This window comes from Leptospiraceae bacterium, assembly GCA_016708435.1.
GTDB lineage: Bacteria > Spirochaetota > Leptospiria > Leptospirales > Leptospiraceae > UBA2033.
This window is the reverse complement of the sequence record JADJFV010000008.1, coordinates 1-24,649: the sequence shown is the minus strand read 5'-3', so window position 1 is coordinate 24,649 and position 24,649 is coordinate 1. Positions and strand designations below refer to the sequence as shown.

The 24,649-nt window shown below is 36.6% G+C and carries 24 protein-coding genes; 17 read left to right on the top strand and 7 right to left on the bottom strand.

What is annotated here, in order from left to right; all coding sequences use genetic code 11:
• Positions 1-47: 47 nt before the first annotated feature.
• From IPH52_13290 to IPH52_13280, 3 genes are read right to left on the bottom strand one after another with little or no spacing between them, the layout of a single operon-like run.
• Positions 48-2,489, bottom strand: a complete 2,442-nt coding sequence (locus IPH52_13290; GenBank protein MBK7056000.1) for a DUF2135 domain-containing protein — start codon at positions 2,487-2,489, stop codon at positions 48-50.
• Positions 2,490-2,512: 23 nt separating this feature from the next.
• On the bottom strand, positions 2,513-2,944 hold the full coding sequence (locus IPH52_13285; protein ID MBK7055999.1) for a hypothetical protein: 432 nt from the start codon (positions 2,942-2,944) through the stop codon (positions 2,513-2,515).
• 43 nt (positions 2,945-2,987) lie between these two features.
• Positions 2,988-3,884 (bottom strand): site-2 protease family protein, encoded by an 897-nt coding sequence (locus IPH52_13280; GenBank protein MBK7055998.1) that lies wholly within the window; start codon positions 3,882-3,884, stop codon positions 2,988-2,990.
• Between the two features lie 118 nt (positions 3,885-4,002).
• On the opposite strand from IPH52_13280, the gene IPH52_13275 reads away from it, so the two are divergent.
• The 8 genes from IPH52_13275 (at position 4,003) to rfbC (ending at position 13,275) form a co-directional block, all read left to right on the top strand.
• Positions 4,003-5,802, top strand: a complete 1,800-nt coding sequence (locus tag IPH52_13275) for a methyl-accepting chemotaxis protein (GenBank protein MBK7055997.1) — start codon at positions 4,003-4,005, stop codon at positions 5,800-5,802.
• 88 nt (positions 5,803-5,890) lie between these two features.
• A complete protein-coding gene (tgt, locus tag IPH52_13270; protein ID MBK7055996.1) occupies positions 5,891-6,997 on the top strand; it encodes a tRNA guanosine(34) transglycosylase Tgt in 1,107 nt (368 codons plus the stop codon).
• A 103-nt stretch (positions 6,998-7,100) separates the two neighbouring features.
• Positions 7,101-7,436: an STAS domain-containing protein gene (locus IPH52_13265; protein ID MBK7055995.1), complete on the top strand. Its 336-nt coding sequence runs from the start codon at positions 7,101-7,103 to the stop codon at positions 7,434-7,436.
• A 29-nt stretch (positions 7,437-7,465) separates the two neighbouring features.
• Positions 7,466-8,848 (top strand): LysM peptidoglycan-binding domain-containing protein, encoded by a 1,383-nt coding sequence (locus IPH52_13260; GenBank protein MBK7055994.1) that lies wholly within the window; start codon positions 7,466-7,468, stop codon positions 8,846-8,848.
• A gap of 47 nt (positions 8,849-8,895) precedes the next feature.
• Positions 8,896-9,768, top strand: a complete 873-nt coding sequence (nadC, locus tag IPH52_13255) for a carboxylating nicotinate-nucleotide diphosphorylase (protein MBK7055993.1) — start codon at positions 8,896-8,898, stop codon at positions 9,766-9,768.
• Complete coding sequence (locus tag IPH52_13250) at positions 9,768-11,798, top strand: bifunctional (p)ppGpp synthetase/guanosine-3',5'-bis(diphosphate) 3'-pyrophosphohydrolase (protein MBK7055992.1); 2,031 nt, start codon at positions 9,768-9,770, stop codon at positions 11,796-11,798. Before nadC ends, IPH52_13250 begins: the two co-directional genes overlap by 1 nt.
• Before the next feature lie 69 nt (positions 11,799-11,867).
• Positions 11,868-12,746, top strand: a complete 879-nt coding sequence (gene rfbA / locus IPH52_13245) for a glucose-1-phosphate thymidylyltransferase RfbA (protein MBK7055991.1) — start codon at positions 11,868-11,870, stop codon at positions 12,744-12,746.
• Positions 12,727-13,275, top strand: coding sequence for a dTDP-4-dehydrorhamnose 3,5-epimerase (rfbC, locus tag IPH52_13240; protein MBK7055990.1), 549 nt, complete (start codon positions 12,727-12,729; stop codon positions 13,273-13,275). The genes rfbA and rfbC overlap by 20 nt, the downstream gene beginning before the upstream one ends.
• Before the next feature lie 192 nt (positions 13,276-13,467).
• Here rfbC and IPH52_13235 read toward each other — a convergent pair whose 3' ends face one another.
• Positions 13,468-14,244, bottom strand: coding sequence for a redoxin family protein (locus IPH52_13235; protein MBK7055989.1), 777 nt, complete (start codon positions 14,242-14,244; stop codon positions 13,468-13,470).
• Positions 14,245-14,611: 367 nt separating this feature from the next.
• On the opposite strand from IPH52_13235, the gene IPH52_13230 reads away from it, so the two are divergent.
• From IPH52_13230 to IPH52_13220, 3 genes are all read left to right on the top strand, one after another.
• A complete protein-coding gene (locus tag IPH52_13230; protein MBK7055988.1) occupies positions 14,612-14,899 on the top strand; it encodes a nucleotidyltransferase domain-containing protein in 288 nt (95 codons plus the stop codon).
• Between the two features lie 161 nt (positions 14,900-15,060).
• On the top strand, positions 15,061-15,453 hold the full coding sequence (locus IPH52_13225; protein MBK7055987.1) for a hypothetical protein: 393 nt from the start codon (positions 15,061-15,063) through the stop codon (positions 15,451-15,453).
• Positions 15,454-15,628: 175 nt separating this feature from the next.
• Positions 15,629-16,393 carry a slipin family protein gene (locus tag IPH52_13220; protein MBK7055986.1) on the top strand — a complete coding sequence of 255 codons (765 nt, stop codon included), beginning with the start codon at positions 15,629-15,631 and terminating at the stop codon, positions 16,391-16,393.
• A 33-nt stretch (positions 16,394-16,426) separates the two neighbouring features.
• On the opposite strand, the gene IPH52_13215 is transcribed toward IPH52_13220, so the two are convergent.
• From IPH52_13215 to ilvC, 3 genes are all read right to left on the bottom strand, one after another.
• The gene (locus IPH52_13215) at positions 16,427-16,843 is read right to left on the bottom strand and encodes a hypothetical protein (GenBank protein MBK7055985.1); all 417 of its coding nucleotides are present in this window, start codon (positions 16,841-16,843) and stop codon (positions 16,427-16,429) included.
• Positions 16,844-16,888: 45 nt separating this feature from the next.
• On the bottom strand, positions 16,889-18,514 hold the full coding sequence (locus tag IPH52_13210) for a caspase family protein (protein MBK7055984.1): 1,626 nt from the start codon (positions 18,512-18,514) through the stop codon (positions 16,889-16,891).
• A gap of 311 nt (positions 18,515-18,825) precedes the next feature.
• Positions 18,826-19,827, bottom strand: a complete 1,002-nt coding sequence (gene ilvC / locus IPH52_13205; protein ID MBK7055983.1) for a ketol-acid reductoisomerase — start codon at positions 19,825-19,827, stop codon at positions 18,826-18,828.
• A gap of 528 nt (positions 19,828-20,355) precedes the next feature.
• On the opposite strand from ilvC, the gene IPH52_13200 reads away from it, so the two are divergent.
• From IPH52_13200 to IPH52_13175, 6 genes are all read left to right on the top strand, one after another.
• Positions 20,356-20,604, top strand: a complete 249-nt coding sequence (locus IPH52_13200) for a transcriptional regulator (GenBank protein ID MBK7055982.1) — start codon at positions 20,356-20,358, stop codon at positions 20,602-20,604.
• Positions 20,597-21,025, top strand: a complete 429-nt coding sequence (locus IPH52_13195) for a PIN domain-containing protein (GenBank protein ID MBK7055981.1) — start codon at positions 20,597-20,599, stop codon at positions 21,023-21,025. Before IPH52_13200 ends, IPH52_13195 begins: the two co-directional genes overlap by 8 nt.
• 172 nt (positions 21,026-21,197) lie before the next feature.
• Positions 21,198-22,403 carry a hypothetical protein gene (locus IPH52_13190; GenBank protein ID MBK7055980.1) on the top strand — a complete coding sequence of 402 codons (1,206 nt, stop codon included), beginning with the start codon at positions 21,198-21,200 and terminating at the stop codon, positions 22,401-22,403.
• 18 nt (positions 22,404-22,421) lie between these two features.
• Positions 22,422-23,561, top strand: coding sequence for a S1 RNA-binding domain-containing protein (locus IPH52_13185; GenBank protein ID MBK7055979.1), 1,140 nt, complete (start codon positions 22,422-22,424; stop codon positions 23,559-23,561).
• A gap of 9 nt (positions 23,562-23,570) precedes the next feature.
• A complete protein-coding gene (locus tag IPH52_13180; GenBank protein MBK7055978.1) occupies positions 23,571-24,044 on the top strand; it encodes a tRNA (cytidine(34)-2'-O)-methyltransferase in 474 nt (157 codons plus the stop codon).
• 49 nt (positions 24,045-24,093) lie between these two features.
• Positions 24,094-24,649 (top strand): ATP-binding protein (locus IPH52_13175; protein ID MBK7055977.1); only part of this gene is annotated, 556 nt, incomplete at its 3' end.

Genomic DNA, 24,649 nt, shown 5'->3' with positions numbered 1-24,649 from the left:
TGGGATTGAGTAAAAGCAAGATTTTCTTTGCTTTTACAAAGTCCCGGCTAATCCATAGAAAACTCACCGACTTCGACGACTTCCTTTACATCTTTTAATCTCATGGTGATGGCTTTATCTACTTGATTGGCTCTTCCGAAGTTGGTAGTTAAGGTGACTTGAATGGTTGTAGTTCCGGATAATACTTGTTGGTTGCTACCATAATAATTTGCTTGAATATTATACTTTCCGGGGATTGCTTTTTTTAATAAGAATTCTTCCGGTCCATATCCCTCTCTAAAGTCATTCGACATCCTTCCCCCTATACCTGTTTCATTTTGGGCATAATAGCATTTTTCCCCATTTGGGTCTGTTACCCATAAATCTAAATCGGTATTATCCGCATCCCATGTTAATATCACGCGAAGATCAACAGGAAGGTTTTTTAGAAATCGTTTATCTATTTGTTCAAAGTTTAATTTTTCTTTACAGGTTTCAATCATCGCATTCATTTCATGGATTGCAATCAATTGAATATCAGGAAATCTCGCATCCCAGTCTCTTTGGATTACAGAATAGAACATGTCTAATGCTTTTTGGTATTGCTTGTCAGCCATACAAGCGAGCGCCAAATCCCTGTAAGACTGTGGCTCTTCTTCTCTTATCTCTAAAACATCCTCGAATATTTTAATCGCAAATTTCCATTGTCCTATCTGTAATAAACGATACCCGAGAATACGAAGAAGCTGGTGATTCTCTAGATTCATTTCAGCAATATTTGATAAAACTCGAAGAGCAATCTCTGTCTGATTCTTTTCTAAAAAGAAATCCGCTACATCTAAATAGAAAGCAGAGCTATTAAAATTATTTTCTTTCTCTCGGAGGTAAATGGCATACGCATCTTTATCAGAAGCATTTTTGAGATTGGAAAGATACGATTCATCAGGCGACCATTTCTTTAGAGTAATAAATCCTTTTGCGGATACTGCCTCTTCTGCGGAACTTGTCTTTGCTTCTTCAGGACTTGGCTCATCTGCCATAGACGAGGATAATAAAGATTCTTCACTAACTGAAATCGCTTCATCCATATCCCCCTCTTCTGACTCTGGCAATGAAATTTCTCGATCCATTTCCATCGATGCCTGTGCTAACATAGCAGGTGCTGGACTGCCTGCATTAAATTCATCTGGTCTTGCACTTTTCTTTTTAGAAGTGTCTTCTTTTATATACTTAAACTCTTTGTTCCACCACTCAATATGAGTTTGGAATTTATCTGCGATTTCATCTAAGTGAGTTTTCTGTTCTTCCTTTTTGACTTGCTCTTCTTTTTTTATGAGATCAAAGTATTCTTTTTGTAGTTCAATTGGAGGTATAATACGATTATTCACATAGTCTTCTATGCGATCTAGAACAATAAGAGAAGTGTTACGAGTTACAATGGAAAATTCTTTTCCGATACGAGTAATTTCTTCTTTATTTTGTTTGTAACATAAATCTAATTCTAAAATTTTCTTTTGAGCAAAAATTCTTTCGATAAAGGAATTTTCTTTTAGTGTATCCTTCGCAGAAATGCTAATCTTTTCTTCGTGTGTAATTTCTTTTCCATATCCAAACTTTAGAGTTAATTCAGCATTATCGCCTTCCATGATCCCTGCAAAAGAAATATCTTTGAATACAATTGTTGGCAAAGAAGGATATACCTCTTGTATATTGTCTTTGGAAAAGCTAGCAGACAAAAAAGAATACATTTGATTGGTTAGAATCTGAATTGAATCTACATATGCCAATTGCGTTAGATTGAGATAAGCTCCACCCGAATTTCTAGAAATATATTCCAAGTATGAATGCTCTGCTATAGAGCTAGAGTTGAGCGCATACAGAGGAGTATCCGATAACTTTAATTCTGAACTTCCAAAATTGGAAATTCCATCACTGACTAGTAAAAACTCATCACACTTGTATTTACTTAAATCCAATGCACCAAACTGTGTTCCACCATCGTATTGTATTTCTTTTAAGTATTGAATTACTTCTTCTGTATTTCCGTTTTGTATTGTAAAGGTTTTAGAAGAATGAATCCAAAAACTAAATTGGACAATTTCTAAACTTAGATTTTGAATCTTTTGAAAGTATTCTTGAAGCAACGTAAGCTCTTTATTCAAATCTCGTTTCTTTCCAGAATCAGAAGCATCCCAGAGCAAACATACATTAGCCGGAAGTTTCTTAGGACGTGACTTTGCTTCTGGAATTAAATTCATGTAAAAGTAATTCTTGTCTTTGTCTTTTTTTTGAATGAGAGTCTTTTGATTCTTTTCTTGCGGAACTAAAAAACCAATTTGTTTATTCACAAGAATTCTTTTAGCTTGATAGTCAAGACAGTATGAGTCGCCTTTTTTTTGAAAGTTAAAATCAGCAAATTCATTTTGATATAGAATAGGTTTTACTTCTTGGTTGGGAATATCTATATGGATAGAAAAATCCTCTATCGCCTCTTCAAACTGTAACGGCAAAAGATAAGCCCAACCATTTTCTTTTAGCGAAAGCTCTTGTTCAAAACTAACTTCAATGCTTTTATAACCTTTTGCGGGAATGGGATAGATTCTAGACTGAAAACATTTCCGCGGGTAAGTTCAAGTAGCCCCGGATCAATCTTCTGTCGAATCGTCGATTCAAATACCTGACGACCTTTTGCTTTTTCAACTACCACTGCATCTCTAAGCTTTCCGTCTATTTCTAGCGCATAACCGGAAATAGTCTGTCCCTGTGGAAGTGGAAATACAAACTGTCCTTCTAACACTCTATCGGAATCATTGTAAAACTGAATTCCAATTTTCGTTCTAGTAAAATTTCCTAGAATACTAACATCAATAGAGAATTTTGAAATTGGTAACGGAACCATTTCCATCTGATTTGGAAGAGTTACAAGTAGAGTCGGAGAATTCTTTGGAGACGTAGAAGTTGTCATAGTCTTATTTATCCACAGTAGTTATTTTTTGAAATGATTTTTTTTAATGCGTTTGGCTTATCCCTATCTTTTGCAAAGACTCCCAAATATCTTCATAGAGCATTGTTTCTCCCGAACTCAAAGGCACGGGTATAAATATAAAAATAAGAGAGGCTAACATAAAATAGCCCAAAATCCGCCTTCCCCATCCCAGATCAACTTCTGCATCGGGAACATAGGGATGTTCTACCTTGATGAGGTAAAAGATGATAAACCCCCAAATCACCCATGTGATACTTACAAATCCTAAAAAGATAAATGCAAAGAATAAATAATTGATCCAATTTCGATATTTTTCCCCAAACATGCCATAGACAATATGTCCGCCGTCTAACTGACCAAACGGAAATAAATTTATCGCAGTCACTAAAAGACCAACCCATCCAGCTTTAGCCAGAGGATGAATGAGAATGGTAGTAGTCATAGGATCGTAAGGTCCGAGCACCCATTGTCCCGTGTAATAGGTAAATAGGCTATCTCCGAAACTGAGAATATTTTTTTGATGAGCAAAATCGGCGAGGTTGGCTAACTCTGAAAAATAAAGTCCCGCTATCCAGCAAGGAACGGAAAGAATTAAGCTCATAAAAGGTCCACCCACTCCAATATCAAAAAGCTTCTTCTTGTCTTGAATCGGCTCCTGGATTTGAATGACAGCACCCATCGTTCCTACAGGGCTAAAAGGCATAGGAATGAAATACGGCAGCGTGGTTTTAAGCTTATAAAACCTAGCTGGAACATAATGACCCATCTCATGGCAAAAAAGAATACCAAGCAGAGACAGGGCATAGGGGTATTCACGCCAAAAAATTTCTTCTAACAGTTTCTTATTCTCATTGAATGCAAATAAAATTGCCCATGTGCCTTCTTTGAACGTGAGAGTCAAAAAAGTGAGAACAAACAACAAAATATGAAATCCGACTTTACTTTTCACTTGTACTAATCTTAATAGGTTTCAGGGTTCGTCAACTTCCTAAATTGTTTTTTAATAAAAATAGTCTCAGGTTACGATAATAAAATATATGTTCAATCTCAAAGATCTAAGTGTTAAAGCCAAAATCATTCTTTCGGTCGGAGTATTCCAAATACTCTCTCTCATCATTGCCATACTTGGGACCATGGGTTTAAGCCGAATGGAGAAGGAACTCTCCATTGTCTCAGATATATTTGTCAATATTGAAGGCAATTTGAATGACTTAAAGTTCGGTGTGGATAATCGCCGACTGAATCTAGTCCGTGCAGTGAATGCGGAGAATAAAGCTGATTTTGAAAGGGAAATGAATCAGGTGAAGGCTTTTCAAAAGGAATATTCGGAAGCAATACCAAGGATACGCAAGTTTTTACAAGATAACTCTTCCAGACTTAGCGGAATGAAAAATAAATCCGATAACCAAGATTTTAAAGAGTTTTTTACTGCCTTAGATGATTTAGAAAAGATTGTTACAGACTTGAATGATGGAACTCCTTTATATGATCAGAGCATGGAAGAGTATTTCAAATACGATACTCAGGATTGGAGAAAGTCTCAAATTAAGAGGGACAATGCTGATTTATATGTTAAAAAAACTGGAACGTATGTAAAATTTTTAGAAAAGATAAGAATACTCAACAAATTCACATCTGATGGCTTAGTTCAAAGTAGCCAAGGTCTAATTGGAACTTCTTATTCCCTCAAACTCGTTCTTTGGATTGGATATGCAATTTCTCTAGTCGTAGTTATTATTACAACTTATATGATGATTCGTCGCATTGCTTATCCGATTATCTCAGCAGAAAAAATGGCAAATCGATTTGCTGATGGGGATCTAACTATCTATGTCGAAAACAATTCGAATGATGAGATTGGTCGTCTCGTGCGAGGTCTGAACAAAGCCTCTGAGAATCTGAAAAACGTGGTCAAACAAATTGGAAATACATCTGACCACCTTGCTTCTTCCGCAGAAGAGTTATCCGCGACATCTAGAAACTTAGCAGATGGAGCAACCAACCAGGCTTCTTCTCTCGAAGAAACAGCTTCTGCAGTTACAGAAATCACAGAATCCATCTCTTATGTATCAGAAAGTGCTCGTGACCAAGAAAAAGAAGTGATTGAAACCAATAAATCCATGAATGAGCTTTCAAAATCTATCATTCAAATTACAGAAACTGCCCGTGCCGTAAACGAAGGATCTCAGTCCGCTCTCGCAGAAGCAAAAGAAGGACAGGTCAAGGTTAACGAAACCGTTAAGCGAATGGCAGCCATCGAAGAAAGTTCTGAGCAAATTTCAGACATTATCAACGTAATCAATGATATTTCTGAGCAAACCAATTTACTTGCGCTCAATGCTGCTATTGAAGCTGCTAGAGCCGGTGAATCAGGAAGAGGCTTTGCTGTAGTAGCAGAAGAAATTTCTAAACTTGCAGCGAGATCTCAAAAAGCGACACGCGAAATAGCTGAGCTGATTACAGACAGTATCACAAAGGTAAATGATGGTAAGCTCATCGTAGGTCAAGTGGTAGAGTCTCTAAACAAGATTTTACACAAGTCCATGGAAGCAGCTCAATTGTCTGATTCTATTTCCAATGCGACCAAAATGCAAAGCAGTGGAAACCAAAAAGTTCTCAAATCAGTTACCACCTTATCTCAAATGGCCCAATCTATCTCTAGAGCTACGAACGAAATGAAGATTTCTTCCAAGGAGATTTCAAACGCCATAGAGCAAGTCAACTCAGTCGCACAAAACACAGCTTCTTCGTCGGAAGAAATGGCTGCGTCTACTTCCGAATTAGCCGCACAATCCGAAAAATTAAGCCAATTAATTGGTGTGTTTAAGATTAGTTAACCTTCTCTAATGATTTTTTTCCATTGTAGGTGATGCATATATGCATCACCTACAATGTTATGCGTAATTTGAATTTCAAATCCCACCTATGATCTACAATTTAAAAAAACAATCCTCCGATTCATTGGCTCGCGCAGGCGAACTGGATTTAAATGGTATAAAGGTTCAAACACCTGTCTTTATGCCTGTAGGCACTCGCGGAACGATAAAATCCCTTACCTCAGAAGACATTCGCGAGCTTAATCTTGATTTAATCCTTGGAAATACATACCATCTTTATTTACGTCCCGGAACAGAAGTTTTAGATTCTTTCGGCGGGTTAAAAAAGTTCATGTCTTACGACAAAGCACTATTAACCGACAGTGGTGGATACCAAATATTTAGTCTAAACGGTCTTTTTAAATATCAAAAGGATGGAGTCAAATTTAGCTCGCATATAGATGGTTCAAAACATGAATTTACACCTGAGAAGGTAATCGATATTCAACGCTCGATTGGTTCAGATATTATGATGGTTCTTGATGATTGTGCACCGTATGGAGCAGATAGAGAAAGATTAGAAGAATCCTTAACACGAACTCATTATTGGGCAGAAAAATCCATTAGTCATTTTGAAAAGAATCGCAATAATCAAAATCTTTTTGGGATTAGTCAGGGCGGAGTTGATTTAGAGCTTAGAATTAAATCCTTAGAGCATATTAATTCTTTACCATTCGATGGGATTGCCATCGGTGGATTGTCTGTTGGTGAACCAAGACCGGAATTCATTCGTATTCTAGAAGGAATTGCTCCCTACTTTGATGCAACTCGTCCTCGTTACCTAATGGGTGTGGGAACTGTTCCTGATATTCTAGATGGAGTAAAAAATGGCGTTGATATGTTTGATTGTGTCTTACCTACTCGCAATGCTCGCAATGGACAAGTATTTACTTCTTATGGAAAGGTAAATTTACGAAATGAATCACATCGCTTTGCAAATAATCCAATCGATCCAAATTGTAATTGTAAAGTCTGTAAAAATTATAGTCTTGGCTATATCAGACATTTGCATAAAGTGAAAGAATTGTTGGCTTTTACACTTAGCACTTATCATAATTTATTTTTTATGAATGAATTTATGAATAAGATTCGAAAATCTATTTATGATTCTAATTTTTTAGAATTTTATGCGAACTGGAAAAAATTATACAATTAATGTAAATTTTATCGTTGACTTATTTTATTATAGTGGATTTATATATTAGTTGCCAAAAATACCTCAAACTGATTATTAATAACCAAGGAATGGATTAACAAGAATGGAAATCACAAGAAGAGAGAACAAAAACATAGTAATTCTTGACATTAATGGTGAAATAGATTTATACAATGCACCTGAAATAAAGGATATAATTGCTAAATTGATCGAAGAAAAAAGATATCAGATCATTATCAATTTAGAGAAAGTATCTTACATTGACTCTTCCGGAATTGGTGCTCTTATTTCAAGTCTATCAAACTTAAAGAAATACCAAGGTGGTCTCAAGATCATCAACGTAGCTGGTTCTGTTAGGAAGGTTTTTGAATTAACAAAGCTTACATCTTTCTTTGAAATTTTTGATGCTGAAGCAGATGCTGTCGGCGCTTTTAAATAATCAATGTTTGATTGTTTAAAAAAAAGTTCATGAGAGACTCAATTAGCAAGTATACAAAGTATTTTTTCCCTGCCTTATCAATTTGTCTGATTTCTTGCAAAGCAACACTGCCCTTGCAAGAAATCAGCATCGCTAAGCAAGAAGTCACAAGAGCAAAGCTTTTTAATTCGGATAAATATGCAAAAGCCGAATTAGATGAATCGAGAACTAACTTATTTCTAGTTCATGAAACAATAGCCGAACCAAGTCCCGACTTAAAAAAAGTAGCTCAGTTATCCCAAACAGCTACAGATAAAGCCAGATTAGCAATTAACAAGTCTTTGCCTAATTATGTGAAGGATTTACGTCAAGAAGTTGATTCTTCACTGGATGCAGCAAATATTGCTTTGGCGGAGTCTCTTGCTTCCGATATTTATGAGCAAGCGAATCTTCTAAAAGCGGAAGGCGATGAGATTGTAAAGAATGCTGATGCAAAGCTTGCGAAGAATGACCCTGCAGGAAATGAAATTGCCTACAACGAATACGAAAAAGGCATTAAGCGATACAAAGAGTCTATACTAGCCTCCGAAAAGGCAAGAGACTTAAGCCTTGCCCAAACACAAGCAGTCGTAGATTCTTCTGCTGACATTGAAACAAACCTTGATCTCATCGAAAAATATTCCAGCAAAGATAAAACTGTCCTCACAAAAATTACTTCCCTGCGAGCTGAATACAAGTCATCAGTGAATATGATGGAGTCGGGAAGTCTGCGAGATGGATTTAAAAAAGCAGAAAAAATTCGCGGTGAATCGAACGAACTGATGACCTCTGTGATTCTTCCTTACGCAAAGGAAAGAATCAAAATAGCTACTATTAAAATTGAAGATGCAGACAAGCTTTTGAATTCAAGCGAAAATGACGCAAAATCATCAGTAGCCACAGATAATTTATCGGCAGCAAAAGAAGCCTTTGCTTCGTCTGTAGATTTACTAGCAAAAGAAAGATTTTATGATTCAATCCAACAAACTGATGAGTCTATTCGTTTAGCCGACGAAGCACTAAAATCAAAAGAAAACGCGAATGGGGATTTATCGGCTAAAAATCGTTCCAGTGACCCTGCATTAGAGAAAGCACGCGAAGAAGCAGATGCAAAAGACGCTATCCCCGTTAAGAAAAAAGACAAAGCAGAGAAAAATTCGCAAGTAGTTGACTCCAAAGTTCAATGGAAAAAACACATTGTCCAAAAACGCATTCCGCCTGAAACACTCTGGAGAATTGCTGCTGACAAAAAATATTTAGGCAATAAAGATCTCTGGAAAGAAATCTATAAAGCAAACAAAAAAGATATTTCGAATCCTAATTTAATTTATCCAAATCAAGTCATTTTAATTCCGACTAAAATCACGAAACCAAAAGATAAAACTAAAAAATAAAAAAGTAAATTACTTTCGGCAAATTGAATACGTGTAAAATTTGTTATATGGACAGATTTTACACAAATCCAATTAGTAAATTAACATCTTCTGACTTCACGCAGCTTGTCCGCTTAGCTCTAGAAGAAGACATGCCAGAAAAAGATATTACCTCTGAATCAATCTTTTCAAAAGAACAAAAAGCAAATGCTACCTTAATTGCAAAAGAAGAAGGAGTTCTTGCAGGCACAATTGTCATCGAGGAATTAAATAAACAAACTGGAAATCTTTTTTCCTATCAAGTATTAAAGCAAGACGGTGAGGCATTTAAACCGAAAGAGACTCTCTTAACATTAAAAGGAAGTCTAATCGTGATTTTGCGCATTGAAAGAGTGTTACTTAACTTTTTACAATACCTCTCCGGTATCGCAACGGAAGCAAATAAAATTTCCAAGAAGTATGAAAACCGTTTAATGGTTTTTGATACTCGAAAAACTCTTCCGGGTTATCGTAAGCTTGCAAAGTATGCAGTCTATATTGGAGGAGCATGCAACCATAGACAAAACCTTTCCGATATGGGGCTAATTAAAGATAACCATGTTGCTATGTCAGGCTCTATACTAGAAGCAGTTGCAAAGATTAGAAAGAATTTTCCAGACAGAAAAGTAGAATTGGAAATTGACGGTCTATTCCAATTAGACGAAGCATTGAATGCTTCCCCGGACATTATCCTACTTGATAATTTTAGCATTGAAGATACAAAGATTGCAGTAAATAAAATTAAATTAGAAAAACCTAATATTCGAATTGAATGCTCGGGTGGAATTACACCTGAAAAATTAGATGCGCTTTCTAATATCGGAACAATCGGAGTAAGTATGGGCTATCTCACACATACAACTCGATTCTTAGATTTGAGTCTTGAGATAGAGAGTCACTGATGGGCTTTTTAAAGAGAGAAATCAATGTAGAATTGCTATTTGAAGCAATTGCGGAAAGGTTTAGCGAAAAAGACCAAGAGTTAATTCGGAGAGCCTATGAATTAGCGGAAAATAAACACAAAGATCAAAAAAGACATTCAGGTGCGCCTTACATCATTCATCCGGTAAATGTTGCTTACATCCTAAATGAATTACGACAGGAGCCTAACGTAGTTGCCGCTGGACTATTACATGATGTAATTGAAGACACTGCTTATTCAAAAGATGATATGATTCGTGATTTCGGGAAAGACATTACAAAGCTAGTAGAAGGTGTTACTAAAATGTCTAAAGTCAAAAATAAAACAAGAATGAACTTTGAATCTATTGCAGCAGAGAATCTACGTAGAATGCTTATGGCTACAGCTAAAGATCCACGTATAATCGTGATTAAGTTAGCAGATAAGACGCATAATATGCGGACCCTTCAATTTCATAGACCCGAAAAACAAAAGACCATTGCACAAGAGACTCTTTCCATTTACGCACCATTAGCCGGTAGACTCGGTGTATATAAAATTAAATCCGAATTAGAAGACCTTGCTTTTCAAATTCTAGAACCAGAAGCCTATCAAGATATAAAAGAGAAAGTAGCAGCCAAAAAAGCAGAGCGGGATAATTTTATAGAGACCGCGAAGTTAATAATAAAACAACGGCTAGCAGAGATTAACCTCGATGTGCAAATAGAAGGACGCTCTAAGCATTTTTATTCTATCTACAAAAAAATGAAAGATAAAGATAAAAATTTCGATGAGATAAATGATCTACGTGCAGTTCGAATCATTACAAAAGAAGTCAGAGATTGTTATGGAGTATTTGGAGTTGTCCACAGCATATGGACTCCTGTTCCTGGAAAATTCAAAGACTATATAGCCACACCAAAAACAAATCAATACCAATCATTACATACTGCTGTGATCGGTCAAGATGGTAGATCCTTTGAAATTCAAATTCGAACTGCTGATATGAATCATATCGCCGAACATGGAATAGCCGCTCATTGGGCATACAAGGAAGGAACAAATTCTAAAGACGTTTCCATGACAGCCAAATGGATTGAACGAATTCGCAATTGGAGTGAATCTAGCACTGATTCGGATTCAAAAGAATTCTTGGAAGATTTAACTCATGAACTTCATGAGGACGAAGTATTTGTATTCACTCCCAAGGGGGATATTTACAATTTTCCCAAGGGATCGACTATTCTAGATTATGCGTTCCGGATTCATACTGATGTAGGAATTCATGCAAAGGGAGCAAAGATTAGTGGAAGAATGGTTCCACTTAGAACAGAACTTAAGTCAGGCGATCAAATCGAAGTCATAACGGATAAGAAGGTGAAACCGTCACCGATATGGTTGCGCATTGTTCGCACATCTTCAGCCAAACAAAAATTACGACAATACTTTCGTAAAATTCAAGATGAAACAGCGAATGATGTATCAGTTTCCTATGTCGCAAAACTACCAAATGAAACAGTTCCCGAAATTGATTTAACCACATTAAAAAAACTAAAACCGGACAAAAAGAAAAGCAAAGAAAAACGCGAAATCAGTATTGTGGTTGCAGGAATCAAAGATATTTTAGTCAGACTTTCTTCTTGCTGCTCCCCTCTTCCCGGAGATGAAATCATCGGCTTTATTACGCGGGGTCGCGGAGTTACAGTTCACAAATCAAATTGTCCTATAGCAAAAAATCATTCTGATAAAAAAAGAATTGTTACAGTGCGATGGGATGGAGTTAACAATCCAGTCCCTGTTCGAATTGAAGTCAAAGCTTACGATAGACAAGGAATCTATTTAGAAATGGTTGAGTCTATTTCAAGAACAGAAACAAATATTTTAGAAGCAGGTGCAAGTTCTGCCGGCGAAGGAACTTTGCTAGCAAGATTTCTAATTGAAATAGAGCATCTCGATCAACTGCAAGAAATTTTAGACAATATACGAGCCATCAAAAATATCATCTCTGCTGAGAGAGTAATGGAAAAATAATTTTGGAAAATCCCTTGACGCAATTACAACTTGAAATACAAGATTACTAAATAAACAAAAGGATTTATTATGAAAGGAATTATTCTTGCCGGTGGTTCTGGCACACGCCTTTATCCAGTTACGAGAGTCGTTAGTAAGCAACTCATGCCAATATACGACAAGCCAATGATCTATTATCCGCTATCTACTTTAATGCTAGCTGGAATCAAAGACATTCTAATTATATCAACTCCGAATGATAGTCCACTCTTTCGCTCTTTACTTGGCGATGGCTCAGACTTTGGAATTAAAATTTCGTATGAGATTCAACCTTCCCCAGATGGACTAGCACAAGCATTCATCATTGGAGAAAAGTTTATTGATGGGGATAATTGCAGTCTTATCCTTGGTGATAATATTTTCTACGGACATGGTATGATTGAAAGTCTAGTCGATGCAACTAAACTAGAAAACGGTGCAGTCATCTTTGGTTATTATGTAAATGATCCTGAGCGTTATGGTGTAGTCGAATTTGATAAATCTGGAAAAGTATTAGGCATCGAAGAAAAACCACTCAAGCCAAAATCTAACTACTCAATCCCGGGACTATATTTCTATGATAATAAAGTTTGTGAATATGCAAGAAACCTAAAACCTTCCCCAAGAGGCGAATTAGAAATAACTGATCTAAACAAAGTATATCTACAAAAGGGGCAATTGACCGTTAACCTCTTAGGTAGAGGAATAGCATGGTTTGACACAGGAACTCATAACTCACTTTTAGAAGCTTCTCAATTCATCGAAGTAATTGAAAATCGTCAGGGGCTAAAGGTTGGTTGCCTCGAAGAAATTTCTTTTCGTAAAAACTATATCGACAAAGCACAACTTTTAAAATTAGCAGAACCAATGAAGAAAAACGGATACGGACAATATTTAATAAGGCTAGCCAATGAACATTCTACAGACTGAATTTGAAGGACTCTATGTAATTGAACCAAAGGTATTCAAAGACGACCGTGGCTTTTTTTATGAAAGCTATTCCGATAAAGCCTTTGCTGAGAAAGGTTTAAATTTTAACTTCGTGCAGGATAATCATGCTAAGTCTACAGACACAGGAGTTGTGCGCGGATTACATTTTCAAAAGCCTCCTTTTGATCAAGCTAAGCTTGTGCGTGTTACCAAAGGTGCCGTATACGATGTAGTCGTTGATTTAAGACAAAGCTCCAAGACTTATAAAAAATGGTTTGGCATTGAATTAAGCGGTGGAAATTTTAAACAGCTCTTAATTCCACGCGGTTTTGTTCATGGCTATTTAGTTTTAAAACCAGAAACAGAATTTCTATACAAAGTAGACAATCTCTACAGCAAAGAAAGCGAAGGCGGAATTTTATGGAATGATCCAACTCTACAAATAGATTGGATGATCGCAAAACCACTATTATCCGACAAAGACATGAAGCTTCCCCTACTCGCTGAATCTCTTGGAATTTTTCCGTAAAAATCATCGGAGAAAAAAAAGAGAGAACTCCACTTGAATGCTTACTAGCTCAGGAGAAATTAATATCCGAGCTAGAAAGACTTCGCCCTTTCAAAAAAAGAAAGGCATTATCTTAAAATTCAAAACATACAAAGATCTAGACGAATTTAATTTGCGAAGGGCTATAGACTACGTTGAAGCTAGATGATAAATCTACTTCTTCCCAAGCTCACTAGCTGCTTGTAGAATTTCTTCTAAGTAAGAACCACCGCCAAGAGATAGAGAATGAATGCGCCCTTGTTTGTCGATGAGTGCTGTCATTGGAATAGCGGAGACCATAAAAGTTTTATGTAAGTCGCCTGACGCATCGCGAACTGTGGTAAATTTGTGTTTTGTGCTCTTTATATATTTTTGTATGAGTTCAGTTTCTTCGTTTGATACTGCCAATACTTGAATGGACGGATTCTTTTCTGCGAACTCAGATAGTCTTTCGTGTGATGCACGACAAGGACCACACCAAGTAGCCCAAAATTCTATGATGGTAACTTTACTCGCGATGTCTTTTTTAGTGAACGTTTTCTTTTCGTTCATTCCTTCTAAAGAAAAATCGGGCATTGGTTTTCCTGTTAGTTGTTTTTTTACGACTGCAAATTCATCCGGTCTTGCTTCTAGTTTAATAGAAAGCTTCATTGGTTTTTTATCACGCTCAAATTCTACGATTACTTCATACCCTACACCTTTCGATTGAATATAACCAATTAATTCTTTCGGTTCCTTCACGGGAACTGAATCTACTTTCTTAATGAGGTCTCCCGTTTTAAGTCCCGCTTTTTCTGCGGGAGTTCCTTGAATGGCTTGTATTATATTAACTCCATTTGGTTTACTCTCAATGGAAATTCCTAACCAGGGCTTGACTTGCTCAATGCTCTGTCCAAAGATTGTAAAAGAAAAAAGAATGCAAAAGATAAAAAGAGAAATGATTTGTTTCATAAAAGTATGACTCCGTTCATAAGCCTATTATTTTATTTAGACTCCTTGCGGCAACCTTTGTTTTTGCGCTTTTTATAATTACTATATCTGCAAGGGGAATACAGAAAGATATTAGCGAGCGAATAACGCCTTGTATCTACTTTCGATAAGGTGAGAATTAGAAAGCAGTGCTAGTTAGGGGATACTGATTCTTATCCTTCATGCTTGAATGAATGTCTACATGGATGGAGAGTATTGCACCACACTCTGGCTCCTGCAAATTTGCACATCTTTTTTGTTTTGCCACCATTTATGATTAAAGTCAATTAAGAAAAGCAAGAAATAAAAATAGATTGTTTTTTCTTCTTAGATTCAAATGATATGAATTATGAATCCAATCTTTGTTCAGACTATTTCAGATTACTTTAAAGATAAAAAAATAAACAAATCGTATCTATTCGGTTCTTTCGCGAAGGGATTGGAAAAAGATTCAAGCGACATAGATATATTAGTCGAACTAAGCGAATCTATTGGCTTTATGAAATTAATACAATATAAATTAGACTTAGAAGATCAGCTACACCGAAACGTCGATTTAGTTACACCCGCATCGATCTCTCCTCTCATTTTTCCACTAATTCAAAAAGATCGGAAACTCATTTATGAACGAAAATGATAAGATACGTTTACAGCACATTTTATTTGATTCATCAATACTTTGGTGTCGAATATAATGAAGTTTCAATTTGACTTACAAAGATTAGCCTCAATCAGGAATCTATATTGATTTCCAAATAAGTGTTGAAACAAGATTGTATCTTCCCAAAAATGAAATTCATGTTAGTAACAAAAGGTTGCACTAAAATCCTGAGCAAAGATTTTACTCTATTCCCAATCCTAGCATTATTCATTGTAGTTGCGATTACTTTTTCCTGTTTAGGATTTACCGAGATCGACTCAAAGAAAAGTTGGTGTTACGAAAAATTATATGGACGTGGTGAATTAACCGTTGGTCAATATGGACTTCTTATCGCTGGGATGTGTATTCCGAGTAAAAAAAAAGATAATGAATCCCAAGAAGCATATGATGCATATCTAAAAAGATTGTCAGAACAATGTAAGGACAAAGAAACCCTTCAACTTCTTGATTATTATTTATTAAAAAAAGCTGAAGATAAATGCAAAGGAATCAATAAATTTGAACCTACACTACATGAGCCTACAAGTTAACATGCAAAGCAATCTTACTAAATCACCTTACGTGAGTTAGTAAGAAAATATTGACTTGCTATTTTAAGATTCCATTTTACAACATAGATTATATAAGGCTAAATACATTGTCATCATTTAAAAAGTTACAGATAATCTTGAATATTTTATATTAGCCAACTCATAGGAGAAACAAATGGAATTCATTATTGTTATTGTCGCCTTATTTCTATTATCCGGTATTCGCATTGCACAAGAATACCAAAGAGCCGTTGTATTTAGATTGGGTCGCTTTGTTTCCGTCAAAGGTCCTGGTATATATTGGATTATCCCCCTACTCGAATGGCAAAGAAGAGTAGATATTCGCACACTGACTGTAGACATTGAAAAACAAGAAACAATTACTCGCGATAGTGTGACTATAAAAGTAAATGCTGTGCTTTGGTATAAGATTGTAGATCCCGCAAAAGCAATTCTCAATGTGTTTAATTTCGAGTATGCGGTATACCAGGTTTCTCTCACTGCTCTTCGAAATATAATCGGGAAAAATCAACTTGATGAAGTGTTAAAAGAGAGAACTAAAATTAATTCTGATCTAAAAGAAATAGTCGATGAAATCACAGCATCATGGGGAATCAAAGTAGAATTTGTAGAAATGAAAGATGTAGAGATTCCTACTTCTATGCAAAGAGCGATGGCTAGAGAAGCAGAAGCAACAAGAGAAAAAAGAGCACGTATTATAAAGGCAGAGGCTGAACTAGAAGCCTCCGAGAAACTATCCCAGGGAGCAAAGCAAATTGCAGAAAATCCTTTAGCACTAGAACTTAGAAGAATGCAGATGCTTTCAGAAATAGGAGCAGAGAATAACACAACAACGATTATCCTCATGCCATCCGAATTTACAAATCTAGCAAAAGCATTTACGGAAGATTTAATCAAAAAACCAAAAAAGAAAATCTAATTTTTAGAAGGAATTGTAAAAGCAAGATTATCATTACTTCGAACTAACGTTAAATAGCTTCTTATTTCTATGCACATTCTCTCTTGCGAGTTCGATATTTCCAATACCTATATGAAGCTTGTCTGGATCAACGGCAGGGGTAATAGTAGTTATGCGGTGGCTTGTTGTTTTAATTGATTTATCTAAGATTAATTCTTTCGTAGGCTCTTGATCTACAAGACCACGATCCGTATAATCCATTCCGTTTATTTTTTGAACTTCAAATAACAAAGGAAATGCGCTCGAGGCAACGATTGCATCTATTACATATCCCTTCGTAATGAATTCACGCCTTCGTTGAGTAAGATTTACAACAGAAGCACCAAGCCTTATTGGAAAGTCTTCAATCTTTTTATTTCCGAGAAAAGCAGAGTTGAGGCAAATGGCTATTGTGGGTTTCTTAGATAGCATTTGTAAACAGTAGAGACGTAGCGCGCTACGTCTCTACGATTCTTTCTAATACTTAGTCTTAGTAAGTGGCATCTTCACATTCAAGATAACTTGAACCTTTGTTACTTCGCCTTCTTTTACTTTGATGGTGGAGTTATTCAATTCTAATTGCTCAGCGAAAGAAGCTTTTAGTTCATAGTCGCCGGGGATAAGATTGGTAAACCAGAAGTTTCCTTCATTGTCTGTAAGAACTTTCTGAACTCCATTTACACTCTTTACTGTTGGCATGTAAATCGGTTGCTTGATAACAGGATTGTCCAAGGTTTTATAAAATACATTTCCTTGGATGACAGCAAATCCCGACATTGCGTTGGTTAGCTCTAGAACATTTTCTTTGTCTTGTAAGACTGCGAAGGTAGTGACTACTTCAGGATACTCGTCTGCCTTCACTGTAATCTTATGAACTCCAGTGCCAACTCCTTTTACCAGGATATGATAAATCTCTCCTTGTATGAGTCTACCAGCGCGAGATACAGAGCCCCAGAAATCAGACTTAACTGGAATGAGTTTGAAATTTACTTCTTTGTCATCAATTAACACTTTTACTCTTCTGTCGCCCTGACGATTTTTCTTTTGCTTCATCATCTCTTCAGGGGGTAAGCTTTGTAAGCCGTAAGATCTATCTCGAATGATCGTAGTCTTGATAAGCAAATCGCCATTAGTCGTTACGTTAATAACTGGCGGCTCTGCTGGAGTCACAGGAGGTTGAACAGGATCAGGTTTTATTGGATCACTAGCAGGCTCTGGTTTAGGTTCAGGCTTTGGCTCTGGCTTAGGATCTACAGGTGCGGGAGGAATTACAGGAGCAGGATTACCTGCTAAGAAAATACCGGATGCATCGCCCGATACTTGTGGAACTTGTTTATGATCGTTGTCCTGTGCCATCTTGATTACAGCATCACGGGATTTAAAAAATGCTTCTAGTGCGGTAACAACCTTGTCGTTGTTCAAGTCTCCATTTTCTAAAGCACGACCAAATTGATATGTGAAGATACCATGATTAATTTCACCACCGACTTCAATCGCAGTCTGGTCGTCATCAGCAGAAGCGATGATAGCTTTGTTTTGAAAGAAGAAATCTTCTGGATCTTGTCTAACAGTTCCTTGTTTACCATCAGGAATTGGAACATCTTTATCACCACGAGTAGCTTTTCCTTTCTTAGCAATTCCACCGGAGAAGCAACAGTCAAAAACAAAGAGAGTCTTTTGAGTTTTAATAGTTTTTAAATATTCATTGAGTTCGTCATCCGATAAATGCGGTCTATCATAACAGACTATATAGTTGCGCATACCGTTCTTAGCCGCTGCATCTCGTTGAAAAAATCCATGTCCAGCAAAAAATAAAAATACCACATCATCCGATTTAGCTTTTGAGCCGATGGATTTGATTTCTTTTTCGATATTATTCTTTGTGATTTGTGGTCCGAGGAGGACTTTTAATTCATCAAAGTTTCCGACCTTTTTAATTTGGTCGTTTATATAGGTGGCATCCGCTTCGCATAAGTTTAATTCACTAATGCCAGCTTTATTGCCTTTATAATTACTTCCCAGAATCAGCCCATATTTTTTAGCGAGCAGATTGGAAGAAGAGAAAATGAGTAAGGACAAAAACAAAACGATTTTAATCTTCATTGGATCTCCTTTATTTTGAAACACGCATTATGCGCTACTAATTTGAACTTACTATTTTCGCATGGTTTGTTTGCCACAGAGGCACTGAGACACAGAGGGGACAATGTTCATTTAACTGTTCGAAAAGATTCAATATTTGATGAGTGTCTCCCAAGTTCTCTTTCGCGCTCCCGACAGAAAGATTTCGGGGATCAAGTTGAATCCAAAAAAGCCCGGACAACCAGAACACTTTCTTATATCAAACTTACATTAATTTATAAAAACTCCAAAACACTCCGTGTCTCTGTGCCTCTGTGGCAGAAAAGTTATTACTACTTAGCCAGCCACTTCATCATGCTGCGGAGTTTTTTACCAACAGCTTCGATTGGGTGAGCGGCACCTGCGTCACGTAGTTTTTGGAAGTTAGGATAACCGGCTTTAGTCTCAGCCACCCATTCTTTTGCAAACTTCGCACCTTTGTCTTTTTGGATTTCATTTAGAACTTCTTTCATTCTAGCTTTTGTGCCTGCGTCAATGATACGAGGACCGCGAGTTAAATCACCGTATTCCGCTGTATCAGAAATGGAGAATCTCATACGAGCTAGTCCACCTTCGTAGATTAAGTCAGTAATGAGTTTTACTTCATGTAGACATTCGAAGTATGCGATTTCAGGATCGTATCCTGCTTCGGTTAATGTTTCAAAACCAGCTTGGATTAACGCTGCTAAGCCGCCACAAAGAACAACTTGTTCTCCGAATAGATCAGTCTCTGTTTCTTCACGGAAACTTGTTTCTAAAATACCAGCACGACCACCACCAACACCGGCTGCATGCGCCAAAGCACGCTTACGCGCTGTTCCAGTTGCATCTTGGTAAATAGCTATCAAGCAAGGAACCCCGCCACCTTCTGTGTAAACTCTTCTAACTAAATGTCCAGGTCCTTTAGGAGCAACCATGTAAACGTCTATATCTTTAGGAGGAGTGATTAAATCATAGTGAATGTTAAAACCGTGAGAGAATACGATTGCATTGCCAGGTTGTAGGTTTGGCTTGATGTCTTTTTCGTAAATATCAGCTTGCACAGTATCAGGAGCAAGAACTTGAATGATGTCTGCTTTTTTAGCAGCTTCCGCAATGGAATATACTTCAAATCCAGCTTCTTTTGCGTCTTTGATAGACTTAGAACTGTCTTTAAGCCCGATGATCACTTTAAGACCAGAGTCTTTCATGTTTTGTGCCTGGGCATGTCCCTGACTTCCGTAACCGATTACTGCAATTGTTTTTCCTTGTAAGACGCCTAGATCGCAATCTGCGTCATAAAATAATTGTGCCATTTTTTCCTTCGTGAATATTGAATTTTACAGTCATTGTCTAATTTAAACGTAGAATCTCAACCTTAAAATAGGATACCTTTTATGTCGCTTGTTTGGGCGTTGCGGCAGCAGCATCGTAAAACGGAACGGTTTCAAACCGTTCCCTACGTTTTGGAATTGCCGCCGCGCTCTCCTTCCAACTCCTCGGTGAAGCTGAGGAGTTTCCACTCGATCGCTAACGCTAGTAGAGAGAGAAACTTTACTTTAAAATTAATGACTTTTATGAAGACGATACACCACCTACCAGTTCAAGTTGCAGTTCATATTGCAGTTTAAATATACTATTAAAAATTCGCGGATAAAGTTAAACTGATACTTGAACCGCAACATGGACTGCTACGATATGTATTGTTAACTTATCGGATGGTAAAAGATTTGCGACTCCAACACAAACGGGAATCTAGAACAAAAAGAGGAAGACTGCTTTTGGTTTAAAAAGACTAGACATGAATTAATTACGTATTACAATCGTCATACAGGAGGCTTTTTATGCTAAGTTTAAGAATTCCAGATTTTTTAGAAAGCCAGCTTTTAGTTCTATGCCAAGAAGAAAAAAAGACTAAGACAAAAATCATACAGGAGTCACTTCTATTATACATAGAATCCAAAAAACAAAAGACATCTGCCTATGAACTCGGCAAAAAGTATTTTGGAAAATATGAAACTACTCCTTCTGATAAATCAGTCAACCACAAAGAATTAATCCGAAAAAAAATAAGACAAAAGCATAATGCTTAAAACAATTCTAGATACGGGACCCATTGTCGCTTTCTTTGATGAAGGCGACAAACACTCAGTAGCCGTTCGAAATTATTTAAAAAATTTCCAAGGAAAACTTTTTACAACCCTCGCCGTCATCACGGAAGCTTCGTATTTACTTGATGAAAATAAAAATAGACAACTAGATTTTATAGAATGGATTAAAGACGGCGCTGTCTCTGTCGTCGATATCTCAGGCGATGATTTCGTATTAATCCATAAGTATATGAAAAAATATGCAGATACTCCGATGGATTTTGCAGACGCCAGTCTTGTTATTTTGGCAAACAAGTTAAATACAAAAAGTATCCTTACTCTCGATAGTGATTTTTCTGTTTATAGAACAATGGACGGTAAAAAATTTGATCATTTGTTAAAGAGTATTGTGCTTTTGAAATGAAATTATACTCTAATGACAGAAACTAAAGAATCCAATTTATAAAAAACAATAACCTTAGATAGAGCAAATGCGTCAAAGAACGGTCCAAGATTTTACAAAAAAATAAAAAAGATTTGTAGGATATATAGAATAATTTTTACCTTTAAAAAAGATAAAATATGAGGAAGGCTGTATGAATAAAAATGTTATATATGGGGCTATTGGTTTATTAGTAGTAGCAATTGGTTTGTTTTTTGTTTTCGGTGGAAACAAAAAGGGTTCAAAGGGGAAATCAGGTGACCCTATGTCTCAATCGAGTGATCCAACACAAAGTGGGACTCAAAATTTTGAAGACAAGACAACAACGAACTCTGGCAATGGAACTGGAAAGATTGATGATGGAGTTACTCCCCAATTTTTGCTAGAGCAATACACAGAATGGGCACAATATCCTCCTCATTCAAGACCAATTTCTTCTTTAAATGACGACATTATTCATCCTTTTACAATCGGAATCAATGCTATCACCATGGTTGACTCTCCAACAGAAAAAGAAGGTAATGGCTACAGATGTCATTTACAACCAAAAGAATGGGCAGTCATAGGACTGGGCAATGATATGTTCATAAAATTAGAATGTAGAGATTCTTCTAATGAGTTAGTAAAAGTAAACGTTGTTAATGCGACTGTTTTTAAAGAATTCGAAGACCAAAAAACTCCTACTCATAGCGCTGACTATAATGATGATGGTCGTGATGGGGATGAAGTTGCAAAAGATGGAATCGTTACTTTCCGTTGGAGACCTCTCAAGGCAGATTGGGGACAAATGTCTTTAGAGACTAATATCACTTATGCGAAAGACAAGAAAGCAAAGCTAACAGCGAGTTTCTTCTCTTCTCCTAATAAGCCAGCAGAAATCGGAAATACGTTTCGTGATAGCCTAATTGATGGCTCTCTCGTGATTCATGCAACCGTGATTGCTTATAAAGCAGGAAATTATAGATTAGATGCAAATCTAAAAGAAGAAAAAGAAGGCAACTATTTAGCGTATGCAACTTTTGATGGACCTTTAAAACAGGGAACTAACGAAGTAGAATTTTTATTCTTCGGTAAAATTCTAAAAGACAAAGGTTACGATGGTCCCTATGCCATGACTAACGTCCGTGGCTATAGAGTCAATTTACCTATTGACCCAAAATGGTATGACGAAGGGGAAGAAGGACTCAAAAAAATTCAAGCGGCTAAAACCACTGAACCGGACAAGGAATTAATTATTCCTTTCAAAGAAGAATATAAAACAAAAGTTTACCAGGCTTCTGCGTTTAGCAAAAAAGCATGGGAAAGCGATGATAAGAACAAGAGAATTCAAGAATTACAACAATTAGCACAACAAAAATAATAGGAAAGAAGTTAAGTTATGGCGAATAAGAACGATTTTGCAGCACTACTCGAAGAAAGTTTCAAAAAAAGAAAAAGTCTTGAACCGGGAGCAAAATACAATGCTCGTGTTTCAACGGTTAAGAATGATTATACTTTCATTCAGACAGAGCAAGACAATATCAGAGGAATTATTTCCAATGCAGAATTTTTAGAAGAGGGAACAGAACTTGTTCCCGGTAATTTTTACTCCGTATATTTTCTTCGCGAAAATCACGGAGACTACTACTTCACTACTGCATTGACAGGAGATGATATCACACTCGATAATCTTGAAATAGCACATGAAAATGAAATCCCGGTGTTAGGACAAGTAGGTCAAGAGACTGCTGCTGGCTTTGAAGTAAAGATCGGAGAGTATACTGGATTTTGTCCTTATTCGCAAATAGACTCAGAACTAAAAAACCAAGGTGTGCAAGGGAAAAAATTAAAATTCATGGTAAACGATCTTTCCATGAAAAACAAAAAGATTGTTCTCTCCCAAAAGAAAATTTCAGATAAAGAAAGAGATTTAAAAAGAGAAATTCTAAAAGGCGAATTAAAAGAAGGCTCTTACGTTACTTGCAAAATAAAATCCATTCACAACTTCGGTCTAATCGTAGACATGAATGGAATCGATGCGTTAGTTCCAGCAAGTGAAGCAAGCTTCAAGAAAAACATAGACCTAAACAAAGAATTTCAAATTGGCGCAACGGTTCGCGGAAAAGTTCTAAGCATGGACTGGAAAGAAAACAAAGTTTCCATTTCTCTCAAAGACTCTTCCAATGACCCTTGGTCAACTAACGTTCCATTTAAGGAAGGAGACATTGTCAAAGCGACTGTTGAATCCATCAAACAGTTTGGTGTTTTCGTGAGATTAAACGATCACTTTCATGCGTTACTCCCAAACAAAGAAACTGGTTACCCTGCGAGAACTGCACTTGCTAATCACTTCAAACCAGGTGATGAGTTAGATGTATTTGTCACCGAAGTCAATCCTGCGAAGAAGCAAATCGCTGTTTCTCTCGCAAAAGCAAAAGATGCAAAAGATCGCATGGACTTCGAAAGCTACGTCTCAGAAAACAAAACATCCAGTGAATCGAGCTTTGGACTCCTATTAAAGAAGTCTTTGAAGAAATAATTTTTTTTAATGCTAAATATCGCCCTTTATCGTCCTGAGATTCCACCAAACACTGGTAATATCGCTCGATTGTGCGTTGGGATTCAGGCGAAGTTACATATCGTAGGAAAGCCATCCTTTGACATGTCCGAGAAAGCTGTGCGTCGAGCGGGCTTAGATTACTGGGAACACCTTTTATTGTGCCAGCACGCAGATTGGGACGCATTTATGGCGACTATTCCTGATCTATCAAGAGTCTTTTTAGTCACAAAATTCGGAAAGACCCTGTATTCTCAGCAAAACTACGAGGAAAATGATTACTTTGTGTTCGGTCGAGAGACTAGCGGCTTACCAGAAGAAATTAGAAATCAATTTCCCGATTCAAATCAAATTCATATACCAATGAGACCAGAATGCAGAAGTTTGAATTTAAGTAATGCGGTTGCTATTGTATCGTATGAGGCTGTCCGACAATTGAATCAGCAGTCAGCAAAAAATGTTTAAAATAAAAACTTTACACAAATAAAATATATTACATCTTAGTAAACCAACCATGGCATTAGAAATAACAGACATACTTTTGGAGAAGCTTTTAAGCGATATTCTTGCAGACGGGCTTACCGGAACAATTAAAGACTATTGTGCATGGATTTCATTGGAAGGAATTCTAAAATACAACGAAGAACTACAAGTAGACGAAATCTCTGTAAAAAATATTTTGGACTCGTTTAAAGCAAAAGGTTACGCCAATGAAGGAAAATTCGATAAAGCAGAATATTGTATTTCGCCTATCGCATTACCAAGACGAACAGACTTCTTAGCTGATAGTTATTCAGTTTACGGCGAAGCAAAGTTTTCTCCTATTCAATATGTCAGAAGCAGACAAGAGCATTTTCTAGAATACAATTACGTTGGAGAAGAAGACATCATGGATATTTCGATTGCTACTATCGAAGCAATTGAAAATGCAGTGAAATACGGCGATGGAAACATTGTTCATATTGACTACCTAATCGATAGTAGCCGCACTTTAAAACTAAACATCATCAACAACATCAAAGAATTTGACTTAACCAATGAAATCGAAAGAGGCAAATACTCATCTAACA